17 protein-coding genes and 1 tRNA gene are annotated in these 18,152 nt (G+C 37.2%); 14 read left to right on the top strand and 4 right to left on the bottom strand.

The window, feature by feature from the left end; all coding sequences use genetic code 11:
- The first annotated feature begins 40 nt into the window (after positions 1-40).
- The 4 genes from ACFQO1_RS09000 to ACFQO1_RS08985 all read left to right on the top strand — a co-directional run bounded on the left by ACFQO1_RS09000 (position 41) and on the right by ACFQO1_RS08985 (position 5,115).
- The gene (locus tag ACFQO1_RS09000) at positions 41-2,284 is read left to right on the top strand and encodes an inorganic phosphate transporter (protein WP_380217685.1); all 2,244 of its coding nucleotides are present in this window, start codon (positions 41-43) and stop codon (positions 2,282-2,284) included.
- 132 nt (positions 2,285-2,416) lie between these two features.
- Complete coding sequence (locus tag ACFQO1_RS08995; RefSeq protein WP_380217684.1) at positions 2,417-2,992, top strand: HupE/UreJ family protein; 576 nt, start codon at positions 2,417-2,419, stop codon at positions 2,990-2,992.
- Positions 2,993-3,093: 101 nt separating this feature from the next.
- Positions 3,094-3,522, top strand: a complete 429-nt coding sequence (locus ACFQO1_RS08990) for a deoxycytidylate deaminase (RefSeq protein ID WP_380217860.1) — start codon at positions 3,094-3,096, stop codon at positions 3,520-3,522.
- 3 nt (positions 3,523-3,525) lie between these two features.
- Positions 3,526-5,115, top strand: coding sequence for a S41 family peptidase (locus ACFQO1_RS08985; protein ID WP_380217683.1), 1,590 nt, complete (start codon positions 3,526-3,528; stop codon positions 5,113-5,115).
- Positions 5,116-5,121: 6 nt separating this feature from the next.
- Here ACFQO1_RS08985 and ACFQO1_RS08980 read toward each other — a convergent pair whose 3' ends face one another.
- Positions 5,122-5,319 (bottom strand): hypothetical protein, encoded by a 198-nt coding sequence (locus ACFQO1_RS08980; protein ID WP_380217682.1) that lies wholly within the window; start codon positions 5,317-5,319, stop codon positions 5,122-5,124.
- 2 nt (positions 5,320-5,321) lie between these two features.
- Positions 5,322-5,903, bottom strand: a complete 582-nt coding sequence (locus ACFQO1_RS08975; RefSeq protein ID WP_380217681.1) for a MarC family protein — start codon at positions 5,901-5,903, stop codon at positions 5,322-5,324.
- Positions 5,904-6,014: 111 nt separating this feature from the next.
- On the opposite strand from ACFQO1_RS08975, the gene ACFQO1_RS08970 reads away from it, so the two are divergent.
- From ACFQO1_RS08970 to ACFQO1_RS08960, 3 genes are all read left to right on the top strand, one after another.
- Positions 6,015-6,584, top strand: a complete 570-nt coding sequence (locus ACFQO1_RS08970) for a DUF3109 family protein (protein WP_380217680.1) — start codon at positions 6,015-6,017, stop codon at positions 6,582-6,584.
- Positions 6,585-7,085: 501 nt separating this feature from the next.
- A complete protein-coding gene (locus ACFQO1_RS08965) occupies positions 7,086-8,063 on the top strand; it encodes a ribonucleotide-diphosphate reductase subunit beta (RefSeq protein ID WP_380217679.1) in 978 nt (325 codons plus the stop codon).
- A 127-nt stretch (positions 8,064-8,190) separates the two neighbouring features.
- Positions 8,191-10,653 carry a ribonucleoside-diphosphate reductase subunit alpha gene (locus ACFQO1_RS08960; RefSeq protein WP_380217678.1) on the top strand — a complete coding sequence of 821 codons (2,463 nt, stop codon included), beginning with the start codon at positions 8,191-8,193 and terminating at the stop codon, positions 10,651-10,653.
- A 73-nt stretch (positions 10,654-10,726) separates the two neighbouring features.
- On the opposite strand, the gene ACFQO1_RS08955 is transcribed toward ACFQO1_RS08960, so the two are convergent.
- A complete protein-coding gene (locus ACFQO1_RS08955; protein ID WP_380217677.1) occupies positions 10,727-11,179 on the bottom strand; it encodes a hypothetical protein in 453 nt (150 codons plus the stop codon).
- A gap of 173 nt (positions 11,180-11,352) precedes the next feature.
- Between ACFQO1_RS08955 and ACFQO1_RS08950 the strand changes: the two genes are divergently transcribed.
- A complete protein-coding gene (locus tag ACFQO1_RS08950) occupies positions 11,353-11,568 on the top strand; it encodes a VF530 family protein (protein ID WP_380217675.1) in 216 nt (71 codons plus the stop codon).
- Positions 11,569-11,631: 63 nt separating this feature from the next.
- Here ACFQO1_RS08950 and ACFQO1_RS08945 read toward each other — a convergent pair.
- Positions 11,632-11,712: transfer RNA gene (locus tag ACFQO1_RS08945), tRNA-Leu, on the bottom strand.
- Positions 11,713-11,829: 117 nt separating this feature from the next.
- Here ACFQO1_RS08945 and ACFQO1_RS08940 point away from each other — a divergent pair.
- The 6 genes from ACFQO1_RS08940 to serS all read left to right on the top strand — a co-directional run bounded on the left by ACFQO1_RS08940 (position 11,830) and on the right by serS (position 18,099).
- Positions 11,830-12,768, top strand: a complete 939-nt coding sequence (locus ACFQO1_RS08940; RefSeq protein ID WP_380217674.1) for a ribose-phosphate pyrophosphokinase — start codon at positions 11,830-11,832, stop codon at positions 12,766-12,768.
- Positions 12,769-13,055: 287 nt separating this feature from the next.
- The gene (locus tag ACFQO1_RS08935) at positions 13,056-13,721 is read left to right on the top strand and encodes a 50S ribosomal protein L25/general stress protein Ctc (RefSeq protein ID WP_380217673.1); all 666 of its coding nucleotides are present in this window, start codon (positions 13,056-13,058) and stop codon (positions 13,719-13,721) included.
- A 79-nt stretch (positions 13,722-13,800) separates the two neighbouring features.
- Positions 13,801-14,469, top strand: a complete 669-nt coding sequence (gene pth / locus ACFQO1_RS08930; protein ID WP_380217672.1) for an aminoacyl-tRNA hydrolase — start codon at positions 13,801-13,803, stop codon at positions 14,467-14,469.
- A gap of 1 nt (position 14,470) precedes the next feature.
- Complete coding sequence (locus ACFQO1_RS08925; protein WP_380217671.1) at positions 14,471-15,412, top strand: bifunctional riboflavin kinase/FAD synthetase; 942 nt, start codon at positions 14,471-14,473, stop codon at positions 15,410-15,412.
- Positions 15,405-16,778 carry an HTTM domain-containing protein gene (locus ACFQO1_RS08920; RefSeq protein ID WP_380217670.1) on the top strand — a complete coding sequence of 458 codons (1,374 nt, stop codon included), beginning with the start codon at positions 15,405-15,407 and terminating at the stop codon, positions 16,776-16,778. The genes ACFQO1_RS08925 and ACFQO1_RS08920 overlap by 8 nt, the downstream gene beginning before the upstream one ends.
- A gap of 49 nt (positions 16,779-16,827) precedes the next feature.
- Entirely contained in the window at positions 16,828-18,099 is a 1,272-nt protein-coding gene (gene serS, locus ACFQO1_RS08915; protein WP_380217669.1) for a serine--tRNA ligase, read from the top strand.
- The last annotated feature ends 53 nt before the right edge of the window (positions 18,100-18,152 follow it).

Below are 18,152 nucleotides of genomic sequence, written 5' to 3'. Positions count from 1 at the left end.
TTTTAAAATGAAATTTGCACCACTTTAATCAAAATAAACTATGGAAAATATTTATTTATTAATGCTTGTGGCGCTTGCTGTCCTAGCAATTGCAGATTTGGTTGTTGGAGTAAGTAATGATGCGGTAAACTTCCTAAATTCAGCGATTGGTTCTAAAGCCATTTCTTTTAAAACCATCATGATCGTTGCTAGTTTGGGGATTTTCATTGGAGCTGTTTTTTCCAGCGGAATGATGGAGGTTGCTCGTAAAGGAATCTTTGTCCCAGGACAATTCTATTTTGATGAGATCATGATCATTTTTATGGCAGTGATGATCACCGATATCTTGTTACTGGATTTCTTTAATACGCTCGGGATGCCAACCTCAACAACAGTTTCAATTGTTTTTGAATTATTAGGAGCTGCTGTAGTAATGTCATTGATAAAAATAGGTGCAAGTGAGACCGAAACTTGGGGTGATTTAGGAAATTATATTAATACTTCAAAAGCTACCGAAATAATCTTAGGAATACTGCTCTCGGTTGTTATTGCCTTTTCTATTGGAGCCATCGTCCAATGGATCTCCAGAATGATTTTTACATTTCATTACGAAAAGAAAATAAAGAACTTTGGTGCTTTATTTGGAGGCGTAGCTTTAACCGCGATTAGTTATTTTATCTTCTTAAAAGGTCTTAAAGGAACTCCGTTTTATGGAAATTTTCAGGGCTTGTTAGCTGATCAAACTCCCCTACTTATTGGAGGTAGTTTTATTTTTTGGACCTTATTCTCTTTTTTATTTATGAAACTATTTAAAAAGAGCATTTTAATCATTGTTATCGCTGTAGGAACATTTGGTCTTGCCTTAGCGTTCTCTGGGAATGATTTGGTAAACTTTATTGGAGTACCAATGGCTGCCTATCACTCCTATGAAGCCTGGGTTGCCTCTGGAGAAGCAGCTACAACTTTTTCTATGAATATTTTAGAATCAAAAGTTCCTGCAGAACCAATTTTGCTTTTTATTGCAGGAGCAGTAATGGTATTGACACTATGGTTTTCAAAAAAAGCAAAAACTGTTACCGAAACAGAAATTGGACTTTCTAGACAAGGAGAGGGTCATGAAAAGTTTCAACCTAACTTATTATCAAGGGCAATTGTTAAAGGAGGTACTCGCTTATCGGCTGGCCTAAGCATCATTTTACCAAAGTCTACCAGAGAAAATCTTAATTCACGATTTAAAAAACCTGTAATTCAGTTGCCTAAGCATAAAACCTACGAGTTACCGGCTTTCGACATGATTAGAGCTTCGGTAAATTTAATGGTAGCAGGAGTATTAATTTCAATTGCAACTTCTATGAAGTTACCGTTATCTACAACTTACGTAACCTTTATGGTAGCGATGGGTACTTCACTTGCAGACAGAGCATGGGGAAGAGAAAGTGCTGTGTATCGAGTCGCTGGAGTTTTAAATGTAATAGGAGGCTGGTTCTTTACAGCATTTAGTGCTTTTGTTGCAGCAGGTACTTTAGCATATATCATTTATTTAGGCAAAGGAACCGCGATTGCTATCTTGTTACTTCTAGCTATCGGACTCTTAATTAGAAACTATCTTTCTCATAAAAAGAAAGGTGTTGCGAAACTTGATACTACAGGATTAAAGAAAACTGAAAGCAATACGGTACAGGGTATTATTGAGGAAAGTGCAGATAATATAATAAATGTTGTAACCAGAACCAATAAAATTTACTCAGACATGCTTCGTGGTTTGGCTGTTCAAGACACTGGCAAGCTTAAAAAGAGTAAAAAGGGAGTCAAGAAACTCAATGACGAAATTGATGAATTACGTGACAATATCTTTTATTTTATTAAAGATCTTGACGAAAAAAGTGTTCGAGGAAGCAATTTCTATATTATCATACTAGGGTATCTACAGGATGTGGCTCAATCGCTCGAGTTTATTTCTAAAGCAAGTTATAAACACGTCAATAATAATCATAAGCCGCTTCGTTTTAATCAGATTAAGGATCTTCAAGAAATCGATCAATCGTTAGATGCATTATTAGAGGAAATCGAAACTATTTTCAAAAAACGTGAATTCGAAAAAATTGGAACCGTTTTAAATAAAAAAGAAGAACTTTTTCAATATGTTTCTGAAAAAATCGAAAAACAAATTTCACGTACACGTACCGAAGAATCAAGTCCGAAAAACACGACCCTTTATTTTAGTTTGTTATTAGAAACTAAAGACCTTGTAACGGCACTTATGAATTTAATGGAAGAATACTATATTAGTTATAAGAAAGTGTAGTAGGCATAACACCTAGAAACCTCCCTCTACAAAGCACAGAGTGGAGGTTTTTTTGTGTAAGAATTTTTATATTTACTTTCATACATATTGAAACGACATATACTTTATAGCTCTTAATTTCTATTGCGACCTATGACAGATTTCTGGTTTTACATTCAGCTAGGATTTAACCATGTACTTGACTGGAATGCTTACGATCACGTGCTATTTATTCTAGTATTGGTTGCTGTGTATACATTTAAAACCTGGAAAAAAGCACTACTACTTATTACATTATTTACCATTGGACATAGTTTGTCGTTACTGCTAGCGAATTATAATCTAGTCGCAATAGCAGGAAAATGGATAGAGTTCTTAATCCCGGTGACTATTATTTTTGCTGCAATTTATAACTTTATAGTAGCTAAAAAAACACATACGAATACCCGATATCTGATTTATTTGATTACTTTTTTCTTCGGAATTATCCATGGCTTTGGGTTTGCCTCCTATTATAAAATGATCTATGATGAAACCAGCGTAACACCATTGTTATCATTTGCTTTAGGTATAGAAGCCTCCCAAATAGTGATTGTACTTGCGGTATTAGCCGCAGCATTTCTTTTTCAGAAAATACTACATGTTAAAAAAAGAGAGTGGATCATAGGAGTTTCGGCAATAGTCATAGGACGAACCATTCCTATGCTTACAGATTCATGGCCTTTTTAATGGCTTCGGAAAATTTAAGAAAGACTTCGCTGTAACACTTCTCTATTTTTCCTACTAATTAAGTACATTTACTTCAGAAAAAACACACTTCCTTTATGGGAATTAGGAAAGAAAAGCAACACAAATATGATGTAGCCTATCTACGGATGGCAAAAGAATGGAGCAAATTATCCTATTGCAAACGAAAGCAGGTTGGCGCACTTATTGTAAGAGATAAAATGATCATTAGTGATGGGTATAATGGAACACCCACGGGATTTGAAAACTTTTGTGAAGATGAAGAAGGATATACAAAATGGTATGTACTTCACGCTGAAGCAAACGCAATTTTAAAAGTAGCTTCTTCAACACAATCTTGTAAAGGAGCAACATTATATATTACCATGTCACCATGCCAGCAGTGCAGCAAGTTGATTCACCAATCTGGGATTTCTAGACTCGTCTATCATGAAGGATATAAAGATAACTCGGGAGTAAAATTTTTAGAAAAAGCAGGCGTTACAATTACACATATAGAAGATTTAAATTAATAAATGGGTTATCAGAAAAAATATTTGCCACTCCTTTTAAGCATCGCAATCGTTGCTGGTATTTTTTTGGGCTCTAAACTTAATTTTAATGACGCTACTGAAAAAATCTTTGCTACAAATTCTAAAAAAGATAAACTCAACAGGCTTATAGACTATATTGACTATGAATATGTGGATGCTGTGAATACAGACAGTATTGTAGATGTTACCGTAAATGGAATTTTAGAAAATCTCGATCCGCATTCAGTATATATTCCTATAGATCAATATGAAGATAATGCAGACGAAATGCGCGGAAACTTCGTCGGGATTGGAATCAGTTTTTACCCGTATAAAGATTCTATCGCCGTTATTAGAGCTATTGAAGATGGACCGGCAGCAAAAGCAGGAATAAAAGGGGGAGACCGTATTTTGTATGCCGATGGAAAGAAAATGTTTGGAGAAGATTTTTCACAAGATAGCATTACTGCCTACCTTAAAGGGGAAATAAACTCCAAGGTCAAGCTCAAAGTGTATCGAGAAGGAGAAGATGAATTGCTAGATATTACGGTAAAAAGAAATGAAGTGCCACTAATAAGTGTGGATGCGACGTACAAACTCAACGAAGATATTGGTTATATAAAACTGAACCGTTTTTCTGAAACGTCCTACGATGAATTTAAGAATGCCCTAGATGAAGTCCTCGATGAGGGGGCCACTAAAATTGTTCTGGATTTAAGAGGAAACCCTGGCGGATATATTGACGTAGCCGAAAGAATTGCAGATGAATTTCTCTCTAAAGACAAATTAATCTTACTTACCCGAAACAAAAATGGGGATGAAGAACAAACGATTTCTACAAAAAGAGGAGACTTTGAAGAGGGCAGATTATATGTGCTTATTGACGAAAATTCTGCTTCGGCAAGTGAAATTGTAGCAGGTGCGCTTCAGGACAATGACAGAGGAACTATTATTGGAAGAAGATCTTTTGGAAAAGGCCTAGTTCAACGTGAGATGTCGTTAGGCGATGGGAGTGCTATACGGCTTACAATTGCACGATATTACACGCCCACAGGACGTTCTATACAACGTCCTTACGGAAATGGAAATGCAGATTATTATAGCGATTATGAAAACCGCTATCGTAATGGCGAATTAATTTCAGAAGATAGTATTCAGGTGGCCGACTCACTTAAATATGTAACGCCAGGCGGAAAAGTGGTGTATGGTGGCGGTGGCATTACACCAGATATTTTTGTCCCTAAAGATACCAGTGTAGCAAATGAAACCCTTCAGTACGTATCCAGAAGTAATTTTATGAGTTATTTTATTTTTGAATATCTTGAAAAAAACCGAAGTCAATTTGAAGCCATGAATCTCACTAGTTTTTACAATGATTATAAAGTGCCTTCAACTCTTTCCGAAGAATTTATAACGTACGCGAGATTAAATAATGCGCAAATAGACCTATCTGCCTACAAAGCAGACCTGGATCAGATAATTAAAGCAAATATTGCTCAACAAGTATATGGTCCTAATGCTTTCGAGTTTATCCTTAATAAGAACGACACTATGCTCAATAAGATTCTTGAGCTGGAGACGCCAAAACAATAAGAGCCATTACTTTACCTTTTTTGCGATTTTCATACTAACCAGTAAGATTACCAGTAATACAACAACACAAGCAGCCGCTACTAATGTAATAAGCGCTGTACCACTATCTCCTTCCATCAAGCCGTCCAAATCAATCTTTGTAGCATTAAATATCATTAGTCCAGCGGCAATAGCAATCAATATATAAATGAAGGTTTTTTTCATAACTAGTTAAATAATTCCTGAATATTAGATGCAAAAAGCTTCACGGCAATTGCAAGTAAGATCACACCAAAGATTTTTTCAATAATAGCAATTCCATTTTTTCCTAAAAAACGCTGCAAGCTACTGGAAGTACGTAATACGATAAATACCACAATCACATTGATGATTATAGCAACAATGATATTCTCAAGCGCATACTCTGCGCGTAGCGAGAGCAAGGATGTTAAACTCCCAGGGCCGGCAACAATTGGAAAGGCTATTGGGAAAACTGTAGCTGAATCCAAGTTTCCGCTTTTTTGCTTGAAGAGTGTAATGCCAAGAATCATTTCTAACGCAATAAAGAAAAGTATAAACGCCCCTGCCACCGCAAATTCGTAAACATTAATTCCAATAAGTTTTAAAATTTCTTCTCCAACAAAAAGAAAGACCACCAGAACAACCGCTGCGATAATAGAAGCGCGTCCCGATTTAATTTTACCCGATTTTTCTTTCAGAGATATAATAATTGGGATGCTTCCTACAATGTCAATAACCGCAAAAAGTACCATCGTAGCGGTTGCTATTTCTTTGAAACTGAAACTCATAACTGTTCTCTGAAAAATCAGATTTTATTTAAAATTACAAGGCGCAAAATTAAGCATTTAAAATGGTTAACGCGCAGTATTTCTTCGGAAGCAAAAAACTATCTTTGCAAAATGTTTCAATTAGGAAAAACAATAGTTTCTGAAGCGATTATCGAAAAAGAATTTGTGTGCAATCTTGGAGCATGCAAAGGAGCCTGTTGCATCGAAGGTGAGGCTGGAGCTCCCGTTACTACTGAAGAAGTTGAAACTTTAAAACAAATCTATCCAAAAGTTAAACCTTTTCTAAGACCTGAAGGTATCGCTGCTATCGAGGCACAAGGAACTCATATTGTTAGTGACCTTGATGAGCTGGAAACACCTTTAGTGAACGGCAAAGAATGTGCCTATGTAACCTTTACTGAAAATGGAACCGCTAGCTGCGGAATCGAAGATGCGTATAATGCGGGCGAAGTTGATTTTAGAAAACCTATTTCTTGCCACCTATATCCGGTACGTGTCCAGGATTACAGTGAGTTTGCTGCGGTAAATTATCACAAATGGCCTATTTGTAATGATGCCTGCACGCTGGGAAAAGAACTTAAAGTACCTGTTTATAAATTTACAAAAGAAGCCTTAATCCGAAAGTTTGGCGAACACTGGTATGCCGAATTGGAGAAAGTTGCTGCCAAGCATCAAGAATAATTTTTAGTATAAAAATACGTGTTTGCACGTATTGTTTTTAAAATTCCTATTCTCTTATTTTGACGGTACGATATTAGGCCAAATTTATTTCAATGCACAAAACCGTTGCTCTTTAAAAAGGAACGGTTTTTTTTATTTTAAAGCATGGATTTGGTTTCTTCTGAAAATTTTTATGTTAAAATTTCATTCGATTTTTGTTGAAAAATTAGGATTCATCGACAGCATCAAAGTAGCCTAAAAAGACCATGAAAAGCACCCTTCCGAAGCTTTTCAACGACAAAAGTTTAGATTGTTAACAACCCCAGTGTTTGTTTTTTACACAATTGGTTTACAGCCTATTATGTGTCTTATTTAACAAAACAATAAGAACAATTAAAAAAGGGTTGTGTTGAAAACTTTGTTGAAAACCAAAAGCAAAAAATCCAAAAAAACCTTTAAATAATCTGCATATTTGTTAGTCCCTAGTAACCACAAAATTTTAATTTAAAAGCAAACAGGACAATGAGCGCAGTAGAACCAATCTTACAAGAAAACGAAGGACGATTTGTAATTTTTCCAATTCAACACCATGATATATGGGATTGGTATAAAAAATCGGAAGCTAGTTTCTGGACCGCAGAAGAAATTGATCTGCATCAGGATTTAACAGATTGGACGTCAAAATTAAATGACGATGAGCGCTATTTTATCAAACATATTCTTGCCTTTTTTGCTGCGAGTGACGGTATCGTAAATGAAAATTTAGCTGAAAATTTTGTCAATGAAGTACAATACAGCGAAGCAAAATTCTTTTACGGGTTCCAAATTATGATGGAAAATATCCATTCTGAAACCTATTCTCTTTTAATCGACACCTACGTCAAAGACGACAAAGAAAAGGACAAGTTATTTAATGCTATCGAAAATTTCCCTGCGATTAAAAAGAAGGCAGACTGGGCTCTTAAATGGATAGACAGCCCTAGCTTTGCAGAGCGTTTAATTGCTTTTGCAGCTGTTGAGGGTATTTTCTTTAGTGGTGCTTTTTGCTCTATCTTCTGGTTAAAGAAACGTGGATTAATGCCTGGTTTGACATTTTCTAACGAATTGATTTCTCGTGATGAAGGAGTACACTGTGATTTTGCAGTACACCTACACAATCACCACCTAATTAATAAAGTTCCCAAAGAGCGTATCCGCGAAATTATTGTGGACGCTTTAAATATAGAGCGTGAGTTTATAACCGAATCACTTCCCGTAAGTTTAATTGGTATGAACTCTACATTGATGACACAATACCTCGAGTTTGTAACAGACAGGCTTTTGGTAGAATTACAATGTGAAAAAGAATACAACACCAGCAATCCGTTTGACTTTATGGATATGATTTCCCTACAAGGAAAAACAAACTTCTTTGAGAAGCGCGTTTCAGAATATCAAAAAGCAGGTGTTACTAACAAAGACAAAGAGTCGAATAAAATTAGTTTCGACGCAGATTTTTAAGAAAGGCTTCCGCTTTCTCCCCAAAAAGCGGGCTTTTCATATAAAGCATTAATAATTAGCATATTAATACATATGCACAGGACTTTTTATCCGAAAAATTAAACCATAATTACAAAACCCTTCAAAAATGAATGTAGTAAAACGAGACGGCCGCAAAGAACCCATTATGTTCGACAAGATTACAGCACGAGTTAGAAAACTCTGCTATGGTCTTAATGAATTAGTAGACCCAGTTAAAATTTCAATGCGTGTAATCGAAGGGCTATACGATGGAGTTACTACAAGTGAATTGGACAATCTCGCTGCCGAAGTTGCCGCTACTATGACGACCTCACACCCTGATTACGCAAGACTTGCAGCGCGTATTTCGGTTTCAAATCTTCATAAAAATACAAAGAAGACATTTAGTGAGGTAATGGAAGATCTGTACACCTATGTGAATCCGCGTACAGGAAAAAAGGCTCCTTTATTAAGTGATGAGGTTTATAAAGTTATAATGGATAATGCAGATGATCTAGATTCTACTATTATCTACAATCGTGATTTTGGGTATGACTATTTCGGGTTTAAAACGTTAGAACGTTCTTACTTATTAAAATTAAATGGAAATATTGTAGAGCGTCCACAACATATGTTGATGCGGGTTTCTGTAGGAATCCATTTAGACGATCTTGCTGCCGTTAAAGAAACCTACGAGCTAATGTCTAAGAAATTCTTTACGCACGCTACTCCTACTTTATTTAATAGTGGAACACCTAAGCCACAAATGTCTTCTTGCTTTTTATTAACTATGAAAGACGACAGCATTGATGGAATCTATGACACGCTCAAACAAACTGCCAAGATCTCACAATCGGCTGGAGGAATTGGACTTTCTATCCATAACATTCGTGCGACTGGATCGTACATTTCAGGAACTAATGGCACCTCAAATGGGATTGTTCCTATGTTACGTGTATTTAACGATACAGCCCGCTATGTAGATCAAGGTGGCGGAAAAAGAAAAGGATCTTTTGCAATGTATGTAGAACCATGGCATGCAGATATTTTTGATTTCTTAGACTTAAAAAAGAACCACGGAAAAGAAGAAATGAGAGCCCGTGACCTTTTTTATGCTATGTGGATTCCAGATTTGTTTATGAAACGTGTACAGGAAGATGGCGAATGGACGCTGATGTGTCCTAATGAATGTCCTGGACTTTTTGATTGTCATGGAGATGAGTTTGATGCTCTATACCACAAGTATGAAGCAGAAAATAAAGGCCGTAAAACGATTAAAGCACGTGAATTATGGGAAAAAATTATGGAGTCTCAAATTGAAACGGGAACACCATATATGCTTTACAAAGATGCTGCAAACCGTAAGAGCAATCAGAAGAACTTAGGAACCATTCGTTCTTCCAACTTATGTACAGAAATTATGGAGTATACGTCTCCAGACGAAGTAGCTGTATGTAACCTTGCCTCTATTGCGCTGCCTATGTTTATAAAGAATGGCGAATTTGACCATAAAGAACTATTTAGGGTGACCAAAAGAGTGACTAAAAACCTAAACAGAGTCATCGACCGAAATTACTACCCTGTGAAGGAAGCCGAAAACTCTAATTTCCGTCACCGCCCGGTGGGCCTCGGAATTCAAGGGCTGGCAGATGCCTTTATCATGATGCGCTTGCCTTTTACAAGTGATGAAGCTAAGAAAGTAAATCAGGAGATTTTCGAAACTCTATATTTCGCAGCGGTTACTGCCTCTATGGAAGAAGCTAAAGTTGATGGACCTTACCAAACGTATGAAGGATCTCCTATCTCTGAAGGTAAATTTCAACACAACCTTTGGGGCATAGAAGACGAAGAATTAAGTGGTCGTTGGGACTGGGGTAAACTTCGTGAAAAGGTTTTAAAGCATGGAGTTCGTAACTCACTATTAGTTGCGCCTATGCCTACTGCCTCTACCTCTCAAATCTTAGGGAACAATGAAGCATTCGAGCCGTATACCTCAAATATCTACACACGTAGAGTACTTTCAGGAGAGTTTATTGTTGTAAATAAGCACTTATTGGAAGATCTTGTAAGTTTAGGATTGTGGAACGAAGATCTTAAAGAACAGATCATGCGTGATAATGGTTCGGTTCAAAATGTAAACATTCCGCAGGAATTAAAAGAGCTTTATAAAACAGTTTGGGAACTAAGCATGAAAGACATTATCGACATGTCACGCCACAGAGGCTATTTTATTGATCAGTCACAATCGCTTAACCTTTTTATGGAAAATGCAAACTACGCAAAACTTACTTCTATGCACTTCTATGCTTGGAAAAGTGGCTTAAAAACAGGAATGTACTATTTAAGAACTAAGAGTGCAGTAGATGCTATTAAATTTACATTGAAAAATGATGTAAAGAAAGAAGCGCCTGTTACAGTAGAAGCAGCAACAACAGCCATAGCTCCTGCGCCTAAAGAAGTTGTGGTAAATAAAGCTGAAGCGGCAGATAGTGTAGACACCACACCTATGACTCCCGCAGAGTTTAGAGAAATGATGAACAAATCTCAAAATGGAGGGCCGGATGACGATTGTTTAATGTGTGGATCTTAATTTTGGATTAGATTTTAATAGATTAAAAGGAAGCTCTAGGGCTTCCTTTTTTTTGCTTCGGAAACTGATACACCTAAAGAATCTTTATTCCAAGAATATAATTTGAACGTGGCGCGATAGTCAATGCTACTTTATCTCCTTCAGAAACGGAAGCATACATCCTAGAGGTAACTTTAAATTTAGTTCCAGAAATAACAATATAATAGGAAGGTTGACTGCTACTTCTTTTACTTGCCATGGGCATGTGACTTCCAAATTTTTGCTTGCTGCTAAGTATTCCTGAAATAACAGTAACTTCATTAAGCTGAATGTCTTCGTTCGTCTTGAACATAACGGAAGTAAAAATAATAGCGGCAATAATGGGAATAGCTGAAGCTGCTACTCTTGCATAAACTGGAAGTGATTCAAAATAATACGCAATTGCCAAAAAAACAAGCACTAATATATAGATGGGAAGTAGTAGCCACCTAGAACGTTGAAGTTGTTTGCGTTCTTTGAGGGTCATCTTCCTTGTAGTCGTCTTCATATGTGGTTATCTAAGACTTGTTAATTAAAATAGATGCTTTTATAAATATGGACTATAAATCCCTACAAAACCATACGTCAACTGCCTTATTTTATTAAAATAATATTCATTTCTGAAAATCACATAGTTTATTCACCTTTCAATACCTTTGTTGTACATTCAATGATATTTTAATGTCACAACCCAACAATCCCCTTCACGGAATAAAATTAGCAGATATGGTTCTCTATTTGGAAGCAACCTATGGCTGGGAAACCTTAGGAGAGAAAATAAACATTCGCTGTTTTACACACGATCCATCTGTAAAATCGAGTTTAAAATTTCTTCGGAAAACTCCTTGGGCACGTGAAAAAGTAGAACGATTGTATGTAAAGTCGATTAAAAAATAAACTTTTGTTAGGGCACAAAAAAAGCGAGCCTCAATTTTTGAAACTCGCTTTACTGACTTGTTGTACTCAAGGCGGGAATCGAACCCGCACTCCAAAGGAACTGGATTTTGAATCCAGCGCGTCTACCAATTCCGCCACTTGAGCAAAAGTAGGGCACAAAAATAATGAATTCCTATTAGATTGTTAGTAAATCGTAATATCATTTTTTTTCTTCGGCTTTCTATTCCTTTATTTTTGTTTCACCTTTAAAAACATACCAGCATGCCACTTGAACCCACTCCCAAAATATTTGCCTGTAAACAATCGCAATCTCTTGCAAAAGATATTGCCGAAGCTTACGGACTCCCCCTAGGAAATATCATCACCTCAACCTACAGCGACGGAGAGTTTCAACCTTCCTTTGAAGAATCGGTACGTGGGTGCCGTGTGTTTATTATTGGCTCTACACATCCCAGCAGTGATCATTTAATGGAATTATTGCTCATGCTAGATGCAGCCAAGCGAGCCAGTGCACGCCATATAACTGCTGTGATGCCATATTTTGGATGGGCACGGCAAGACCGCAAAGACAAACCCAGAGTGCCTATTGCTGCAAAGTTAGTTGCTAAAATGTTAGAAACTGCTGGCGCTACCCGCATCATCACCATGGACTTGCACGCAGATCAGATTCAAGGGTTCTTTGAAAAACCTGTAGATCACCTTTTTGCTTCTACCATCTTTTTACCTTACTTAAAGAAACTTAACCTTCCTAATCTTACTATTGCTTCTCCAGATATGGGCGGTAGTAAAAGAGCGTATGCATACTCTAAAGCTTTGGAAAGTGATGTGGTGATCTGTTACAAACAGCGCGAAAAAGCAAATATCATTTCGCACATGGAATTGATTGGTGATGTGAAAGGCAAAAATGTCGTCTTGGTCGACGATATGGTAGATACTGCAGGAACATTAACCAAAGCGGCTGATCTAATGATGGAACGTGGCGCCTTAAGTGTACGCGCCATTTGTACACACCCTATACTTTCAGGAAGTGCATACGAACGTTTAGAAAAATCAAAACTGGAAGAGTTAATTGTTACAGATTCAATTCCGTTAAAACAGGAAAGTCCGAAGCTACGAGTATTAACCTGTGCCAATCTCTTTGCAGACGTGATGCAAAGCGTTCATGGAAACCAAAGTATTAGTTCAAAATTTTTGATGTAATATAAAGTTGATAGTAAAATAATATTTTATTAATAAACCTGAGCAACGTTACGTTTCCTGCGTTAAGGATTGAGGCAAGGTATCGTGTACCGCCGAAAGCCTGACCCAGATCGATTTAAGTGAGTATCTGGGTAACGCCCAAAATATTGGTTAGCTATTTAAAAATGCCTTGCTAATTTATCTTTCTTCTTTATTCTTTTTTTTCAGAAAAAACCCTACATTTGCAGCCCTCAAAAAGAGGAACTTAAGTTTAATTTAAAAAGATCCCCGTAATCACGGGCAAACACATGAAATCAATTACAATTAACGGATCTCAAAGAGAAAGCGTGGGCAAAAAAGCAACAAAGGCCTTACGTAATGCTGGAAAGGTACCTTGCGTAGTATACGGAGGAGACGAACCTATTCATTTTTCAGCAGATGAACTAGCATTCAACAAACTCGTATACACTCCAGACGTGCATACAGTTGTGGTTGAAATAGAAGGTGGTAAAAAAGTACGTGCCATTTTACAAGACATACAATTTCACCCAGTAACAGACAGAATTCTTCACGTAGATTTTTATCAGATATTTGACGATAAAGAAGTGATGATGGAAATTCCAGTTCGAATTACTGGTAACTCAAAAGGGGTTAAAAATGGAGGTGTGCTTCGTTTTGTAAACCGTAAGTTACGTGTAAAAGCAATTCCAGATAACCTTCCCGATTTTATCGAAATCGATATTACCGAAATGAGAATTGGAGATATTAAAGTAGTTCGTGACGTAATGCACGATGACTATAAGATCATGCACGAAGAGAGCAGAACCATCCTTCAAGTGAGAACTTCTCGTACCGCTATTGTGGACGAAGTTGATGAAGATGAAGATGAAGATGGTGTTGAAGGAGAAGAAGGTGCAGAAGCTGGAGATGTTCCTGCAACTGAAACCGACGATGTAGCTGCAGTAAAAGAATAATTTTCAACACACTACTATATTTAAAAGCATCCTGTTTATTCGGGATGCTTTTTTTATTTTTACAGAAGATCTGAACTATATGCTTCAATTTCTTCGGAAACTATTTAAACCTGACAAAAATCCTTCTTCCATAAAAACAAAGGAAGCAGAAAAAAGATTCCCGTTAACACGGGAAATAGATATGAAAAAATTTCTAATTGTAGGCCTCGGAAACATAGGTCCTAAGTATGAAAACACACGCCATAATATTGGCTTTAAAATATTAGATCAACTCGCCACTGCAGAAGCACTCAGCTGGGAAACTGTAAAGCTGGGCGATAGTACCACACATAAAAAGAAAGGGCGTACTTTTATATTACTAAAACCTAGTACCTATATGAACTTAAGCGGCAAGGCGGTAAAATATTGGCTAGAGAAAGAAAATATTCCTTTAGAAAATCTATTGGTCATTACAGACGATCTAAATTTACCTTTTGGAACATTACGAGTTAAAACGAAAGGAAGTGACGGCGGCCATAATGGGCTAAAAGATATTCAGAACACCTTGCAAACTACAACCTACAACCGTTTCCGGTTTGGTATTAGTGATGCATTTAGCAAAGGAAGACAAGTTGATTACGTACTTGGCGAGTGGACTCCCGAAGAAGAAACAGCTTTAAAAGAGCGGCTTCCAATGGGACAGGAAATTATTGAATCGTTTGGTTTGGCTGGAATTACTATCACGATGAATTCCTATAATGGCAAATAATATGAAGGAACACAAAGGAGCTTCGGCTTTTAAAAATGAACGTGCCAGTGTTGTGACTATAGGAACTTTTGATGGAGTTCATATTGGTCATCAAGCTATTATAAAACGGGTCACAACTTCCGCAGAAAAAGAAAATTTAGATTCGGTCGTGCTTACCTTCTTTCCACATCCAAGAATGGTTTTACAAAGCGATAGATCCCTTAAAATGATCAATACCATCGACGAAAAAAAAGAACTGCTTGCCAATCTCGGTCTGGATCACCTGGTCATCCATCCATTTACACAGGCGTTTTCCCGTTTTACAGCAGTTGAGTATGTTCGGGATATTCTTGTCAATAAGCTGAAAGCAAAAAAAATCATTATTGGCTATGACCATCGTTTTGGGCGAAATCGCACAGCCAATATTGCCGACTTAAAAGAATTTGGTGAGACCTATGGTTTTTCGGTAGAAGAGATCAGTGCACAGGAGTTAGATGAAGTTGCCGTAAGTTCAACAAAAATTAGAAACGCATTACAGGAGGGTGATATTACAACAGCTAACAGTTATCTAGGGTATCCATTTATGCTTACAGGATCTGTGGTAAAAGGAAAAGCTAAAGGAAGAACCTGGGGATTTCCTACTGCCAATTTAAAAGTAGACGAATCCTATAAGTTAATCCCTAAAAATGGTGTGTATATTGTTTCGGCTATTCTTGATAACAAAGATGTCTTCGGAATTACAAGTATAGGCACAAACCCTACTGTAGGAGGAAAAGAAAAAACTATTGAAACATTTTTTCTAGATTATGAAGGAGACTTGTATGAAAAAGAACTCCAGATTTCGTTTCTTCAGTTTATACGCGACGAAGTGAAGTTTGAAGGTGTTTCCGCAGAAAAAGAACTCATTGCGGCGATACAGAATGATGAAAAAATTGCTCGTAAATTTATAAAAGAAGGTGAATAAATTTCTATTTAAACATATAGATAACACTGGCCTCGTATTATTTCGGGTTGCCTTTGGTTTGCTTATTGCTATAGAAGGCTATGGTGCAGTTGCGACAGGTTGGGTACGCAGGACGTTGGTAGAACCAGAATTCACATTCAATTTTATAGGGTTTGAATTTTTACAACCCTTGCCTGGAGATGGTATGTACTACTATTTTATCCTCATGGGAACTTTTGGAGTGCTGGTGATGATAGGCTATAAGTACAGGTTTAGTATGTTTTGCTATGCGCTTATGTGGAGCTGTGTCTACCTTATGCAAAAAACTTCCTATAACAATCATTACTATCTAATGATGCTGTTATGCTGGATCATGGTTTTTTTACCAGCACACAGATGGTTTTCAATTGATAGTTGGAAAAATAGTGCCTTAAAATCGCCTTCCATGCCCCGCTGGGTATTGCTCATTCTTATTTTACAAGTATGGATTGTTTACACCTATGCTTCAGTTGCAAAGATGTATCCGGATTGGCTGGACACGACCGTGGCAGAACTTTTTATGAGAGGCAAGCGTGACTATTGGCTTATTGGATCATTTCTTCAGCTGGACTGGGTACATTGGTGCATAGCGTATGTTGGTATTCTATTTGACTTACTTATTGTCCCACTATTGTTATGGCGAAGAACTCGATTAATTGGGTTTTGCATCTCGATATTTTTTCACTTATTCAATAGTTTTGTCTTTCAGATTGGCATCTTTCCTTATATGTCGATAGCATTCGCATTATTTTTCTTTTCTCCAGAAGTACTTCGGAAACGATTTCTTCCAAAGAAAACAGTGTACACAGCAGGAGAGATTATCGTTCCTACCTATAAAAAACCGTTAATCGCAGTCCTGTCAATCTATTTTGTAATTCAAGTTTTATTGCCACTACGTCACTGGACCTTTAAAGATGATGTGCTTTGGACAGAAGAAGGACATCGCTTAAGTTGGCGGATGATGCTTCGTTCACGCAGTTCAAACCTAAGTGTGTATGTACAGGATAAAAATGGTGGAGAACGTATTCGTTACGATTACAAGGCATTACTTTCAAAAAAACAACAACGCTCTGTAAAATCAAAACCCGATATGCTTTGGCAACTCGCCCAACGCATTAAAGAAAAAGAAGCCAAAGAAGGGCGAGATGTTTCAGTTTTTATGGATGCCAGGGTAAAAATTAATGGAGGAATTTACAGTAAGCTAATAGATAGTGAGGTAGATCTTGCTGCCGAAAAATGGTATTGGTATAAGCATCACGAATGGATTTTACCCTCACCAGAAAAATACCACTACGGTGAAAACGAAAGAAATTTACATCGTTCTCCTCTAATTAGACAGGAACGGTAACCGATTTCAGATCGCTTTTCTTTAAATTTGCACTCTTAAATTCAGTAGCATGTTACAGGTACACGAGATTAGCGAAAACAAAGAGCAGTACATCAAAGCCCTTGCAAAAAGAGGAATTGATGCTACCCAAATGCTCGAAGATGTTATTAAAGTAGATGAAGAAAGACGTAGCACACAAGCTAGGTTAGATGAAACTTTAGCGCAATCGAATACGTATTCTAAAGAAATAGGAAAGTTATACCAAAGCGGAAAGGCCGCCGAAGCAAACGAATTAAAAGAAAAAACAACAGTTTTAAAGGAAACGTCAAAAGAGCTTCAAGAAAAATTAAACACTACCGAAGCCACCCTACAACAATTACTGTACACCATTCCCAACATCCCAAATGAACTGGTTCCTGCTGGAACTGATGAGAACGATAATGAAGAAACTTTTAGAGAGGGAGACATTCCAACTTTAGATAAAGAAGCCCTGCCACATTGGGAGCTTGCCAAAAAATATGATTTAATCGACTTCGAACTTGGAGTAAAAATTACGGGGGCAGGTTTCCCTGTATACAAAGGAAAAGGAGCACGATTACAACGCGCTTTGATAAGCTATTTTCTGGATAAAAACACCGCTGCAGGCTATACCGAATATCAGGTACCACATTTGGTCAATGAAATGTCTGGTTTTGGAACGGGTCAGTTGCCAGATAAAGAAGGGCAAATGTATCACGTAGGTGTGGATGACCTATACCTCATCCCAACTGCAGAGGTTCCTGTAACCAATATGTTTCGTGGGGATTTGTTGATGCATAATGAATTACCTATTACCTGTACAGGATATACACCATGTTTTAGAAGAGAGGCCGGAAGTTATGGGGCTCACGTACGCGGATTGAACCGTTTGCACCAATTTGATAAAGTGGAGATTGTACGAATCGAACACCCTGACAATAGCTATAAAGCCTTAGACGGCATGGTCGAGCATGTGCAAAATATTTTAAGAGAGCTTAAACTACCGTATAGAATTCTTCGCTTATGTGGTGGTGACCTCGGATTCACGTCTGCCCTCACCTACGATTTTGAAGTGTTTTCTACCGCTCAGGACAGATGGCTGGAAATTTCTTCGGTTTCTAATTTTGAAACGTTTCAGGCAAACAGACTAAAACTGCGTTTTAAAGATACCAACGGTAAAAATCAATTAGCACATACCCTTAATGGGAGCGCTTTGGCATTACCAAGAGTACTGGCAGGTATTTTGGAAAATTGTCAAACTCCACAAGGAATTAAAATCCCTGACGTTTTAGTACCCTATTGCGGATTTGATATGATCGATTAGTTAGGTTGGCTGATGGTAAAATTTAATTCTAGCACAATTATTGCAACCCTCCA

The organism is Jejudonia soesokkakensis, assembly GCF_042664795.1.
Classification (GTDB): domain Bacteria; phylum Bacteroidota; class Bacteroidia; order Flavobacteriales; family Flavobacteriaceae; genus Jejudonia; species Jejudonia soesokkakensis.
Note: the sequence above shows the minus strand (reverse complement) of the source record. Positions and strands in the feature narration are given on the sequence as shown.

Coding starts and splice junctions, on each gene's coding strand:
- ACFQO1_RS09000 (WP_380217685.1), top strand. CDS start 41: ATGGAAAATATTTATTTATTAATGCTTGTGGCGCTTGCTGTCCTAGCA.
- ACFQO1_RS08925 (WP_380217671.1), top strand. CDS start 14,471: ATGAAGGAACACAAAGGAGCTTCGGCTTTTAAAAATGAACGTGCCAGT.
- ACFQO1_RS08965 (WP_380217679.1), top strand. CDS start 7,086: ATGAGCGCAGTAGAACCAATCTTACAAGAAAACGAAGGACGATTTGTA.
- ACFQO1_RS08970 (WP_380217680.1), top strand. CDS start 6,015: ATGTTTCAATTAGGAAAAACAATAGTTTCTGAAGCGATTATCGAAAAA.
- ACFQO1_RS08935 (WP_380217673.1), top strand. CDS start 13,056: ATGAAATCAATTACAATTAACGGATCTCAAAGAGAAAGCGTGGGCAAA.
- ACFQO1_RS08955 (WP_380217677.1), bottom strand. CDS start 11,179: ATGAAGACGACTACAAGGAAGATGACCCTCAAAGAACGCAAACAACTT.
- ACFQO1_RS08960 (WP_380217678.1), top strand. CDS start 8,191: ATGAATGTAGTAAAACGAGACGGCCGCAAAGAACCCATTATGTTCGAC.
- serS (WP_380217669.1), top strand. CDS start 16,828: ATGTTACAGGTACACGAGATTAGCGAAAACAAAGAGCAGTACATCAAA.
- ACFQO1_RS08980 (WP_380217682.1), bottom strand. CDS start 5,319: ATGAAAAAAACCTTCATTTATATATTGATTGCTATTGCCGCTGGACTA.
- ACFQO1_RS08985 (WP_380217683.1), top strand. CDS start 3,526: ATGGGTTATCAGAAAAAATATTTGCCACTCCTTTTAAGCATCGCAATC.
- ACFQO1_RS08940 (WP_380217674.1), top strand. CDS start 11,830: ATGCCACTTGAACCCACTCCCAAAATATTTGCCTGTAAACAATCGCAA.
- pth (WP_380217672.1), top strand. CDS start 13,801: ATGCTTCAATTTCTTCGGAAACTATTTAAACCTGACAAAAATCCTTCT.
- ACFQO1_RS08975 (WP_380217681.1), bottom strand. CDS start 5,903: ATGAGTTTCAGTTTCAAAGAAATAGCAACCGCTACGATGGTACTTTTT.
- ACFQO1_RS08950 (WP_380217675.1), top strand. CDS start 11,353: ATGTCACAACCCAACAATCCCCTTCACGGAATAAAATTAGCAGATATG.
- ACFQO1_RS08995 (WP_380217684.1), top strand. CDS start 2,417: ATGACAGATTTCTGGTTTTACATTCAGCTAGGATTTAACCATGTACTT.